The sequence below is a fragment of the Microbacterium sp. K2 genome (genome assembly GCF_051365005.1).
GTDB classification, from domain to species: Bacteria; Actinomycetota; Actinomycetes; order Actinomycetales; family Microbacteriaceae; genus Microbacterium; species Microbacterium foliorum_B.
Genome location: NZ_JBLWII010000001.1, coordinates 865,837 through 877,882 on the forward strand (window position 1 = coordinate 865,837; position 12,046 = coordinate 877,882).

Sequence of the window (12,046 nt, forward strand, 5' to 3'; positions counted from 1 at the left end):
TGCAGTTCGTGTCCGCGTCTCACGGGCGCAGAGCGGTCGTCGCTCTGTCTCGCAGGGTGAGGTCGCGGTGCGTCGCAGCCGCCCGCCATCCGTCGCGGGTGAGGATGCTGCGGATCTCTTCGCCCTGCAACTCGCCGTGCTCGATGACCAGCAATCCGCCCGGATGCAGCAGCTCCAGGGCGCGCACGCTGAGCACGCGCACGACGTCGAGACCGTCTTCTCCCCCGTACAGCGCCATCGAGGGGTCGAAGAGGCGCACCTCGGGGTCGCGAGGAACAGCGGCATCAGGGACGTAAGGGGGGTTGGAGATCACGACGGACGCCGTGCCGTCGAGCTCGGGGAACGCATGCGCCAGGTCTTCATTCACCAGGGTGAGGTTCTCCACGCCCGCGGTGTTCCGCACGGCCCACGGATATGCGTCGGACGAGAGCTCTGTCGCGAAGACCCGCGCATGGGGCACTTCGGTGGCCATGGCGAGAGCGATCGCGCCGCTGCCGGTGCCGAGGTCGATGCCGATGGGGTCGGGCAGCGGAGACCCGAGCAACGCGTCGATCGCGTACTGCACGACGGTCTCGGTCTCAGGACGGGGCACGAAGACTCCCGGCCCCACGGCGAGTTCCAGATGCCGGAACGGCGCGGTCCCGGTGATGTGCTGCAGCGGCTCACGCGCCGCGCGGCGGGTGACGAGGGCACGCAACGACTCTGCATCCGCCTCGTCGACCGCATCACCGCGGATGACGGCGGCCTGGACCTCTCCTCGTCGCAGTCCGAGGACGTGACCGGCGAGCATCTCGGCGTCGACGAGAGGATCCGCGATGCCCGCATCGGCGAGCTGTCTGGCCGCGGCGTGCACGACGGAGGCGAGGGAGAGATCGGGCATGGATCCAGCGTAGAGCGCGGCAGGTGTCATATTGCCCACCCCTCCAGGCCCCTCGCATAGGCTGGAGCGCGCAGTCCCCCGCACAGGAAGGCTCTCCCCATGACCGGCATCCACTCCGACATCACCACCGCTTTCGGCAACACTCCCCTGGTACGCCTGAACCGCGTCACCGAGGGCCTCGGCGCCACGGTGCTGGCCAAGCTCGAGTTCTACAACCCGGCCTCGAGCGTCAAGGACCGGCTCGGCATCGCGATCGTCGACGCCGCTGAGGCTTCGGGCGAGCTGAAGCCCGGGGGCACGATCGTCGAGGCGACCAGCGGCAACACCGGCATCGCGCTGGCGATGGTCGGCGCCGCGCGCGGCTACAAGGTGATCCTCACCATGCCCGCATCGATGTCGAAGGAGCGGCGCATGCTCCTCAAGGCATTCGGTGCCGAACTCGTGCTCACCGACCCCACCAAGGGCATGACGCACGCTCTGGCTGAGGCGGAGGCCATCGCCGCCCGCACGCCGGGTGCGGTGCTGGCGAAGCAGTTCGCCAACGAGGCGAACCCCGCGATCCACCGCAAGACCACGGCCGAGGAGATCCTCCGCGACACCGAGGGCTCGGTCGACTATCTCGTCGCCGGGATCGGCACCGGTGGCACCATCACCGGGGTCGGGCAGGTGCTGAAGGAGCGCGTCCCGGGCGTGCAGATCGTCGCCGTCGAGCCCAAGGATTCCCCGATTCTCACCGAGGGACACCCGGGACCGCACAAGATCCAGGGCATCGGACCGAACTTCGTGCCCCCGATCCTCGATCGCGACGTCCTCGATGAGGTCATCGACGTCACCTTCGACGACGCCATCCGTGTCGCGCGTGAGACCGCGCGCAAGGAGGGCATCCTCGTGGGCATGTCGAGCGGCGCCGCGATCTGGGCCGCGCTGCAGGTCGCCCAGCGCCCCGAGGCTGCGGGCAAGACCATCGTCGTCATCATCCCCTCGTTCGGCGAGCGATACCTCTCGACCGCCCTGTACGAAGATCTTCGCGAAGGCTGATCCGCTCGATGGGCATGATCGGCCGAATGCGCGAGGACGTCGCGGCAGCACGCCTTCGCGACCCCGCGGCGCGCAGCGACGCCGAGGTGGCCCTGCTGTATCCGGGTCTGCACGCGATCTGGGCGCACCGCGTCTCGCATGCGCTCTGGCGCAGACGGCTGCGCCTCGTCGCTCGAGCCACCTCGCAGATCTCGCGATGGCTCACCGGCATCGAGATCCACCCGGGGGCGCGGATCGGCCGCCGCTTCTTCATCGACCACGGTATGGGTGTGGTCATCGGCGAGACGGCCGAGATCGGCGACGACGTGATGCTCTATCACGGGGTCACACTCGGAGGCCGCACGCGGGACTCCGGTAAGCGACACCCCACTCTCGGCGACGGCGTCGCCGTCGGCGCGGGGGCGAAGATCCTCGGTCCGGTCACGATCGGTGCGGGATCGGTGGTCGGGGCGAACGCCGTGGTGACCCGTGACGCGCCGGCCGACAGCATCCTCGTCGGTGTACCGGCGAAGCCGCGGGCGCGGATCATCGGTGAGGACACCAGAGCCGTGCTCGCCGCACCGGACTATTCGATCTGACGCTCTCGCGAGGGCCTCACGCGCCGCGGCGCGACCGGGCCTTGTCGACCTTCTTGCGCAGGAAGATCAACGGCAGCAGCACACTGCCCAGCGCGGTGATGAGCCAGACGATCACGGATCCGAGCAGCCAACCCGTGAGATCGACGATGCGCAACCCGCCGATCGGCAGCAGGACGACGATGATGAGGGAGATCAGCGTCGAGAAGATCCCGATGCCGCCCATCAGGACCGGCGCATAGCGATCTGCGATCTTGCTGACCCAGGGTGCGAGCACGCTCTGCAGGATCGCGAAGATCACGATGCAGACCACGAACCCCCACCACTTGTCCCACTCGATCTGGAAGCCCTCGAGCACGAGATCGGCGACGATGAGGCCGAGGCCTGCAGACACGAGATACATGAGCGCACGGAACAGAAGGGTGATCACGGCCTGAGCATATCGCTCCCCGTGCGCCGCGGCAGGACCGGCGGGGCGTCAAGTCAGGAGTCGGAGCCCACTGCGGCGAGTCGCGCCTCTTCGTCTGCCTGGATCGCACTCTCGATGATGGGCTCGAGCGCACCGTCCATCACCTGGTCGAGGTTGTACGCCTTGAAACCGGTGCGGTGGTCGGCGATCCGGTTCTCAGGGAAGTTGTACGTGCGGATGCGCTCAGAACGATCCATCCCGCGGATCTGCGACTTGCGCGCGTCTGACGCCGCGGCATCCAGCTCCTCCTGCTGCTTCGCCAACAGTCGTGCGCGCAGAACGCGCATCGCCGCCTCACGGTTCTGCAGCTGCGACTTCTCGTTCTGCATAGACACGACGATGCCACTCGGCAGGTGGGTGATGCGCACAGCCGAGTCGGTCGTGTTCACGGACTGGCCACCCGGGCCCGATGAGCGGAACACGTCGATCTTCAGATCGTTCTGGTTGATGGCGATCTCATCGGGCTCATCGACCTCGGGGAACACCAGCACTCCGGTGGTCGAGGTGTGGATGCGCCCCTGCGACTCGGTGGCGGGCACGCGCTGCACGCGGTGAACGCCGCCCTCGTACTTGAGGTGCGCCCAGACCCCCTGAGCGGGGTCGGTCGAGGAGCCCTTGATCGCGACCTGGACGTCCTTGTAGCCGCCGAGGTCGGACTCGTTGCGCTCGAGCAGCTCGGTCTTCCATCCCTTGGAGGCCGCGTACTGGATGTACATGCGCAGCAGATCGGCGGCGAACAGCGCCGACTCGGCACCGCCCTCCCCCGCTTTGATCTCCATGATCACGTCGCGAGCATCATCGGGATCCCGCGGGATCAGGAGTCGCCGGAGCTTCTCCTGCGCCGACTGCAGGTCCTCTTCGAGCGACGGGACCTCGGCAGCGAACGCCTCGTCCTCACGGGCGAGCTCACGCGCGGCGTCGAGATCTTCGGATGTCGCCGCCCACGCCTCGTAGGCGGCGACGATCCTCGACAGCTCGGCGTAGCGGCGGTTCACGCGCTTCGCCCGAGCAGCATCGGCGTGCACCGCCGGGTCGGAGAGTTCCTCCTGCACCCGGCGATGCTCGTCGATCAGAGTCTGGACGGACTCGAACACTCCGGCTCCGCTCAGCGGATGTTGCTGTCGTGTCCGTGCGAACCCGAGGGCAGCGTCGGAATCGACTTCTGCATCTGCACCAGGAACTCGACGTTCGAGTGGGTCTCCTTGAGCTTGCCCAGGACCACCTCGAGCGCCTGCTGCTGGTCGAGGCCCGCGAGGGCTCGGCGCAGCTTCCAGGTGATCTTGACCTCGTCGGTCGAGAGCAGCATCTCTTCGCGGCGGGTGCTCGACGCGTTCACGTCGACGGCCGGGAAGATGCGCTTGTCGGCGAGCTGACGCGACAGGCGCAGCTCGCTGTTGCCGGTGCCCTTGAACTCCTCGAAGATGACCTCGTCCATCTTGGAGCCGGTCTCGACGAGAGCCGTGGCGAGGATCGTGAGGGATCCGCCGTTCTCGATGTTGCGCGCAGCGCCGAAGAAGCGCTTGGGCGGGTACAGCGCCGAGGCGTCGACACCACCCGAGAGCACTCGGCCGGACGCGGGGGCCGCGAGGTTGTATGCACGGCCGAGGCGCGTGATCGAGTCGAGCAGCACGACGACGTCGCGGCCCAGCTCGACGAGACGCTTGGCGCGCTCGATGGCGAGCTCGGCGACCGTGGTGTGATCTTCGGCCGGACGGTCGAACGTCGAGGCGATGACCTCGCCCTTGACCGTGCGCTCCATGTCGGTGACCTCTTCGGGGCGCTCGTCGACGAGCACGACCATGAGGTGGACCTCGGGGTTGTTCTGCGCGATCGCGTTCGCGATCTGCTGCAGGACGATCGTCTTGCCGGCCTTGGGCGGTGCGACGATGAGGCCGCGCTGTCCCTTGCCGATCGGAGCGACGAGATCGATGATGCGCTGGGTCAGCTTCTCGGGCACCGTCTCGAGGCGCAGACGCTCCTGCGGGTAGAGAGGGGTGAGCTTGCCGAACTCCACGCGGGTCGCGGCGTCGTCGATCGACAGGCCGTTGATCGAGTCGACCTTCACGAGGGCGTTGTACTTCTGGCGACCCTGCTGCTCGCCTTCGCGCGGCTGCTTGATCGAACCGACGATCGCGTCGCCCTTGCGCAGGTTGTACTTCTTGACCTGTCCGAGCGAGACGTATACGTCGCTCGGGCCGGCGAGGTAGCCGGTCGTGCGCACGAACGCGTAGTTGTCGAGCACGTCGAGGATTCCGGCGATCGGAACGAGCACGTCGTCCTCGCCGATCTCGGTGTCGAACTCGTCGGTCGGCACGCCGCCGCGACGCTTGTTGCGCTGGCGGTTGCGGCCGTTGCCACCCTCGTCTTCGGCCGGCGCGTTCTGCTGCTGCGGCTGCTGCTCGCTGCCCTGTCCGGTGCCGTTCTGGCCACGACCGCGGTTGCGGCTGCGGTTGCGGTTGCGGTTGCGGCCGCCCTGCTCCTCGCCGCCGTCAGCGGAGTCGGAGGACGAGTCTGCGGCGGGGGCCGTATCGGCCGGTGCTGCGTCAGCGGGCTTCTCGGTCGCCGGAGCCTCGGTCTCGGCCGCAGGCTTCTTCGCCGTGCGGCGTCCGCGGCCGGTGGTCTTCTTCGGCTCGTCGGAGGAGCCTGCGGCATCCGCGGAGCCGGCCGCGTCAGCGGATTCGCTGCCGTCGGAGGTCTTCGCCGCGGGGGCTTCGGCGGTCGCCGGTGCGGCGGTTGCAGGAGCCTCGGCTGCGGCGGGCGCCTCGGCGGTGTCCGCGTCGGCCTTCTTCGCGCGACTGCGGCGGGGGGCCTTGGCCTTGGGGGCCGCGTCGGCGGCGGGGGCCTCGGCTGCGGGGGCCTCGGCTGCCGGTGCGCCGTCAGCCGATGCGGCTGCCTTCTCGGCCTTCGCGGCGGCAGTCGCAGTGCTCGCGCGGCGCGGTGCGCGCTTGCGGGCAGGTGCCACCTCAGTCGCGGCAGTCGTCGCGGCGTCGGAGCTCGCGGCCTTTGCCGCAGCCTCGGCCGCAGGTGCCGCCTGGTCGTTCTGGGTCTCGGAGAAATTCTCCACGAGTACTCCCTCTTCGGTCTCGGGGACATGAGCGGCACGCACACAACGGGTGCTGCGCGCGATCGCACGGACTGACGCTCGGCGTCAGCCAGCCTCTGCACTGGGTTCTCGAAAAGAACGAGGTTCTCGGTGAGAGCAGTGCGACAGGGGTTTGCGTGCGGTTCTTGCAGAGTTGCAATGGGGCCAGATTCACGCAGTTACGTGGAGCCCTCCGCTCGATTCCCCACTGTACCACCACGTACGTCGACCGCGAGCAGCAGCGCGTCCCACGGGGTGTCGGTCGTGGATTCGGCCAGTTCCACGGCGTCCTGACGGCTTCCGGGGCCGTCAGCGAGCACGAGGACGCTGGGCCCTGCACCCGAGACGACAGCGGCGAAGCCCGCCGCGCGGAGCGCCTGAACCAGCCGCTGGGTCTCAGGCATCGCCTCCGCCCTGTAGTCCTGGTGCAGGCGGTCAGCCGTGGCGTCGAGCAGCAGTTCAGGGCTCTGCGTGAGTGCGGCGATGAGCAGGGCCGAACGCGAGACGTTGAACACCGCGTCTGCCGTCGAGACCTGAGGGGGCTGCAGCGATCGCGCCTTCGAGGTCGACATCGTGTATGACGGCACGAGCACGAGCGGCGAGACACCACGGTGCACGAGCAGCTTCTTGTGCTGCGCGCCGCGCTCACCCATCCACGCGATCGTCAGCCCGCCGAACAGCGCAGGCGCCACGTTGTCGGGATGTCCCTCGATCTCGGTGGCCAGGCGCAGCATGTCGGCGTCGCCGATCTCCACGTCGCCCTCGAGCAGACCCTTGGCGGCGAGGATGCCCGCTGCGACCGCCGCACCGGAGGAGCCGAGTCCACGACCGTGCGGCACGCCGTTCTCGGCGACGATGCGCAGCCCCGGAAGAGGCCGATCGACGTCGGCGTAGACGTGCGCGATCGTGCGGACGATGAGATTCGAGTCGTCACGCGGGATCTCGGCGGCTCCGGAACCCGAGACCTCGATCTCGAGCGCTCCCGCGGGGAGCTCGGTCACCAGCAGAGTGTCGTAGACGCTGAGCGCGAGTCCGAGGGTGTCGAAACCGGGGCCGAGATTGGCACTGGTCGCCGGGACGGTCACCTCGACCGTGCGCCCCGCTGCCATTGTCACTCGCCTTCCACGCGGAGCACCGAGACGACCCGCTCGACGACAGAGCTGCCGGCGAGAGCATCGACCGTGGCGCTGAGTGCGGCATCCGTGGCCCGGTGCGTGCCGATCACGAGACGAGCGGTCGGCTCGTCCTCCCCTTCGACGGTCTGCACGACGGTGGCGACCGAGACCGCTCCGTCGCTCAGGATGCCGGCGACGGTCGCGAGCACGCCCGGAGCATCCGCGACCTCGAGTGTGATCTGGTAGCGGGTCGTGACGTGACCGATCGGCACCACGGGGAGGTTCGCCCTGGTGGACTCCCCCACGCCGACGCCGCCGGCGATGTGCCGGCGAGCCGCCGACACGACGTCTCCGAGCACAGCGGATGCCGTCTGCACTCCGCCCGCACCTGCGCCATAGAACATCAGCGAACCTGCCGCCTCGGCCTCGACGAAGACGGCGTTGTTGGCGCCGTGCACGGAAGCGAGCGGGTGCGACTTGGGGACGAGTGCCGGGTAGACGCGCACCGAGATCGACTCGGTGCCGTTGGCCTCGATGCGCTCGCACACGGCGAGCAGCTTGATCACGAAGCCGGCCGCTCGCGCCTCCTCGATCATCGACGCCGTGATCGTCGTGATGCCCTCGCGGTACACCGCGTCGAGAGGCACCGCCGTGTGGAAAGCGAGGCTCGCGAGGATCGCCGCCTTCTGCGCAGCGTCGAACCCCTCGATGTCGGCAGTCGGGTCGGCCTCGGCGTATCCGAGGCGCTGCGCGTCGGCGAGCACGTCTGCGAAATCGGCACCCTCGGTGTCCATGCGATCGAGGATGTAGTTGGTCGTGCCGTTCACGATCCCCATGATGCGCACCACGCGGTCGCCGGCGAGCGAGTCGCGCAACGGGCGGATGATCGGGATCGCGCCGGCTGCGGCCGCTTCGTAGTAGACGGATGCGCCCACGCGGTCGGCCGCCTCGAACAGCTCGGGACCGTGGGTCGCCAACAGCGCCTTGTTGGCCGTCACCACGTCGGCACCGGAGCCGATCGCCTGGAGGATGCTCGTGCGGGCAGGCTCGATGCCGCCGATCAGCTCGATCACGATGTCGGAGCCGAGGATCAGCGACTCGGCATCCGTCGTGAACAGCTCCCTGGGTAGATCGGTCTCACGCGGCGCATCGAGGTTGCGCACCGCGATGCCGGCCAGCTCCAGCGTGGCACCCGCACGGTCGGCGAGTTCGTCGCCGTGGCGCAGCAGGAGGTCGGCCACCTGGGAGCCGACCGCTCCGGCGCCGAGGAGTGCCACCCGAAGTCGTCGGTACTCAGTCGTCATTGCATCTCTCCTTGGGAGGGTTGTTCAGTCGTGCTACGTCGGGAACCGCGTCGTTCGTCGCGCGGATCACCCGTGGCGCTCGGAGGCCTCGATGCCGACATCGCGTGACAGGACGTCGGCGATGGTCTCACCGCGGACGATGATCGCCGACCGGCCATCACGCACGGCGACGATCGGAGGGCGAGGGACGTGGTTGTAGTTGCTGGCGAGCGGCGCACAGTAGGCACCGGTGGAGGGAACAGCCAGCAGGTCGCCCGGAGACACGTCGGCGGGAAGGTACTCGTGGTCGACCACGATGTCGCCGGACTCGCAGTGCTTGCCGACCACCCTGCTGAGCTGCGGCGAGCCCGTGCCGAGCCGCGAGGCGAGGCGAGCCGAGAACTGCGCTTCGTAGAGTGCTGTCCTGGCGTTGTCGCTCATGCCGCCGTCGACGCTGATGTACCGCCGGGTCGCTCCGGTGTCGAGCGCGACGTCCTTGGTGGTCCCGACCTCGTAGATCGTCACCCCGGCAGTGCCGACGATCGCTCTGCCGGGCTCGAACGACAGTGCCGGCATGGCGATGCCGCGCGCGTCGCAGCCCTCGGCGACAGCGGCGACGATCTCACCCGCGAGCGTCTCGATCGGCGTGGGATCGTCGACGCTCGTGTATGCGATGCCGAACCCTCCGCCGAGGTTGAGCTGAGGAACCGCTCCGCCTTCGAGCAGGGCGGCGTGCAGTTCGAGCACGCGCGACGCTGACTCACGGAAGCCCGCGACGCCGAAGATCTGCGATCCGATGTGGCAGTGGAGTCCGGCGAACTCGAGGCCCGGGATCTCGCGGATGCGGGCCACAGCCTGCTCGGCCTCAGGCAGCGGGAAGCCGAACTTCTGGTCTTCGTGAGCCGTCGCGAGAAAATCATGGGTCTCGGCATGCACGCCGCTGATGACCCGCACCAGCACGCGCTGCACAGCGCCGGTCCTGGCGGTGATCGCCGCCAGACGCTCGATCTCGATCGCGCTGTCGACGATGATCGTGCCGATGCCCACGTCGACGGCGCGCTCCAGTTCGGCGACGGACTTGTTGTTGCCGTGGAAGCCCAGCGATGCCGGAGAGACGCCCGCAGCGAGCGCGACCTCGAGCTCGCCGCCGGTGCACACGTCGATGCGGAGCCCCTCGTCGATCACCCAGCGCGCGATCGTCGTGGTCAGCAGCGCCTTGCCCGCGTAGTAGACCTGAGCGGTCGTTCCGTGGTCGGCCGCAGCCGTGTCGAAAGCCGAGCGGAAGGCGCGAGCGCGGGAACGCACCTCGTCCTCGTCGATCACCAGCAGCGGCGTGCCGTACGTCTCGGCGAGAGCGGTCGCGGAGATCCCGGCGATCTGCAGCGCTCCGTCGGCACCGCGCACTGCGGAGGCCGGCCACACAGCGGCGGGAAGATCATTCGCGTCGTCGGGCACGACGAGCCATTCCGGGGCGAGCGAGTCGGCAGGGGAAAGCAAGGAACACCAATCGTGGGACGAGTCTCGGGCGGATGCGCGCACTGCGAGGTTGCCCCCGATTCTAGGGCACGGCGGATGCCGCATCAGTCATGGTGACGCTCGGCGTCAACCCCCTGCGGACACATCCTGCTGACTCGTAAGGTGGTGGAGATGAGCACCGAATCCGCAGCACCCGATGCCCGACGCCCAGGCCTGATCGCGCGCGTCAGCACTGCGGCGATCCGCTGGGCTCTGACACGTCGCCCGGTGCGGGCCTTCCTGCTCTACTCCGAGCGCCGGGGTCCGATGCTGGCCGACAGTGTGACATACCGCGCATTGTTCAGCGTGTTCGCCGCCGTCCTTCTCGGCTTCTCGATCGCCGCGCTGTGGCTCGCCGGCAACCCGGACGTCTGGGACGCGATCATCTCCGCAGTCCAGGCCGTCGTGCCCGGCCTCATCGGCGAGGGCGGCGTGGTGGATCCTGACGATCTCAAGGAGCCGATCTCGCTGTCGATCGCCGGCGCGGTCTCGACGATCGCTCTGATCGGCTCGGCGCTCGGCGCCGTGGGGTCGCTGCGCACGGCGGTGCGCGTCCTCGCCGGCACTGCACACGCGGATGCGCTGTTCATCTGGGTCATGCTCCGCAACCTGCTGCTCGCGGCGGGTGTCGCCGTGCTGTTCGTCGCCGCAGCCGCCGTGACCTTCGCGGGCCGGCTCGGAATCACGTGGATCAGCGGGTTGCTCGGCATCACCGAGGATTCACCCGTCGCGTCCTGGAGCATTCGGATCGTCTCGCTGGTCGTCGTGCTCGCGCTCGACACGGTGCTCATCGCGGGTGTGTTCCGGCTGCTCTCCGGTCTCCGCCCATCGGGGCGCTCTCTCTGGATCGGAGCCCTCATCGGCGGCGTCGGTCTGCTCGTGCTGCAGGAGCTCTCCGGACTGTTCATCGGCGGCGCGACGAGCAATCCGCTGCTCGCGTCCTTCGCCACACTGCTCGCGCTGCTGATCTGGCTCAACCTGTCGACGCAGGTCATCCTGATCTCCTGCGCCTACATCGTCACGTCGGAAGAGGAGCGCAAAGACCGCGTGCATGCCCGGTTCGGCGCGACGACCTTCCCGCAGCGACGCGTGCAGCGCGCCGAGGCCGAGGTCGCGCTCGCGACGTCGGAGCTTCGCGCGGCCCAGAAGGCGGAGCGGGACGCCCGTCTCGGTTCCGACGGCTCCGACGACGACTGAGCGTCACCCCTGAGGGCAGGTGCCCTTCTCTAACAGGCTCTCGTCGGTCGCGATGGCACCGTCGACGTCGACGTCGATCACCGCCTCCGCTCCATCGATCTCGAGGTCGGTGAGTGTGATGCCGGCGGGCAGCTGATCGGCGATGCAGATGCGCTGCGTCTGGGTGAGCTGTTCTCCGAGTGCGCCGAGGGTAGAGCCGACCTGATCCGCGTCGACCTCGAGCCCGCCGATCGTCAGCCCGACAGGAGTCAGTTCGAGGTCTCCCTCTGCGACGCCGGGAGTCACCGTGAGGGAGATCGGGATCGCGATGCCCAGCACGCTCACGGAGCCGGACACCGTCGCGTTCGGCGTCTCGAGCGTGACCGTGTCGATGGGCAGGTCGGTGTTCGAGAGCAACGTCGTGAACTGCGACTCGTCGATGCGGATGGTGCCTGATGCGTCGCGCAGATCGCCGCCGCGCAGCGGGACACCGGTGGCAGTGACGTCGACGGCCCCCGTGATGCCTTCGAGAGTCACGGAATCGGTGGAGAGGTGCAGGCTGTCGAGAGTTCCGCCGATCAGCTGAGGCAGCAGGATGCCGTCGGCCTCGACCGCGAGCTCCTGGTCAGCGGGAAGGTCGAGCTGCTCGATCACGATCCCCCGGACGATGCCGGGCAGGACAGCCCGCGCGATCAACTCCGCCGCGACGACGAGACCGGCCAGCACCACCACGACGATCAGCAGCACCCACGGCCACCGCTTGCGTGTGCGTGCGGGTGACGCGACACCGTCGACAGCCGCACCGTCCCTCCCGCCGGGGATCACGAGCGTCGGATGCTCGGAATCCGCAGCGGGGTAAGGAAGGGTGTGATTGTCGTCGCTCATGCTGCCATCCTGCCCTACGGCGCCGGAC

General features: G+C 68.6%; 11 protein-coding genes. 3 read left to right on the forward strand and 8 right to left on the reverse strand.

Translation table 11 applies throughout. The annotated features are described in order from the left end of the window. Nucleotides 1-19 precede the first annotated feature (19 nt). On the reverse strand, nt 20-880 hold the full coding sequence (gene prmC / locus ACLKOY_RS04420) for a peptide chain release factor N(5)-glutamine methyltransferase (protein WP_436452588.1): 861 nt from the start codon (nt 878-880) through the stop codon (nt 20-22). A gap of 99 nt (nt 881-979) precedes the next feature. Here prmC and cysK point away from each other — a divergent pair, with 99 nt between their 5' ends. Both cysK and epsC read left to right on the forward strand, forming a co-directional pair. Then, the gene (cysK, locus tag ACLKOY_RS04425) at nt 980-1,918 is read left to right on the forward strand and encodes a cysteine synthase A (protein ID WP_436452589.1); all 939 of its coding nucleotides are present in this window, start codon (nt 980-982) and stop codon (nt 1,916-1,918) included. Nucleotides 1,919-1,926: 8 nt separating this feature from the next. After that, nucleotides 1,927-2,496 (forward strand): serine O-acetyltransferase EpsC, encoded by a 570-nt coding sequence (gene epsC, locus ACLKOY_RS04430; protein WP_436452590.1) that lies wholly within the window; start codon nt 1,927-1,929, stop codon nt 2,494-2,496. Between the two features lie 16 nt (nt 2,497-2,512). Here the strand turns inward: epsC and ACLKOY_RS04435 are convergent, their stop codons facing one another. The 6 genes from ACLKOY_RS04435 to lysA form a co-directional block, all read right to left on the reverse strand. Then, complete coding sequence (locus tag ACLKOY_RS04435; protein ID WP_363570973.1) at nt 2,513-2,923, reverse strand: hypothetical protein; 411 nt, start codon at nt 2,921-2,923, stop codon at nt 2,513-2,515. 53 nt (nt 2,924-2,976) lie between these two features. After that, nucleotides 2,977-4,056, reverse strand: coding sequence for a peptide chain release factor 1 (gene prfA, locus ACLKOY_RS04440; protein ID WP_436452591.1), 1,080 nt, complete (start codon nt 4,054-4,056; stop codon nt 2,977-2,979). An 11-nt stretch (nt 4,057-4,067) separates the two neighbouring features. After that, nucleotides 4,068-6,026, reverse strand: a complete 1,959-nt coding sequence (gene rho, locus ACLKOY_RS04445) for a transcription termination factor Rho (protein WP_436452592.1) — start codon at nt 6,024-6,026, stop codon at nt 4,068-4,070. Nucleotides 6,027-6,223: 197 nt separating this feature from the next. Further along, nucleotides 6,224-7,153, reverse strand: a complete 930-nt coding sequence (thrB, locus tag ACLKOY_RS04450; protein WP_436452593.1) for a homoserine kinase — start codon at nt 7,151-7,153, stop codon at nt 6,224-6,226. Nucleotides 7,154-7,155: 2 nt separating this feature from the next. After that, nucleotides 7,156-8,463, reverse strand: a complete 1,308-nt coding sequence (locus ACLKOY_RS04455) for a homoserine dehydrogenase (protein WP_436452594.1) — start codon at nt 8,461-8,463, stop codon at nt 7,156-7,158. 66 nt (nt 8,464-8,529) lie between these two features. Continuing rightward, nucleotides 8,530-9,939: a diaminopimelate decarboxylase gene (gene lysA / locus ACLKOY_RS04460; protein WP_436452595.1), complete on the reverse strand. Its 1,410-nt coding sequence runs from the start codon at nt 9,937-9,939 to the stop codon at nt 8,530-8,532. A gap of 150 nt (nt 9,940-10,089) precedes the next feature. Between lysA and ACLKOY_RS04465 the strand changes: the two genes are divergently transcribed. Next, nucleotides 10,090-11,154: a YihY/virulence factor BrkB family protein gene (locus ACLKOY_RS04465; RefSeq protein ID WP_436452596.1), complete on the forward strand. Its 1,065-nt coding sequence runs from the start codon at nt 10,090-10,092 to the stop codon at nt 11,152-11,154. 3 nt (nt 11,155-11,157) lie between these two features. Here the strand turns inward: ACLKOY_RS04465 and ACLKOY_RS04470 are convergent, their stop codons facing one another. Continuing rightward, nucleotides 11,158-12,018 (reverse strand): LmeA family phospholipid-binding protein, encoded by an 861-nt coding sequence (locus tag ACLKOY_RS04470; RefSeq protein WP_436452597.1) that lies wholly within the window; start codon nt 12,016-12,018, stop codon nt 11,158-11,160. Nucleotides 12,019-12,046 lie beyond the last annotated feature (28 nt).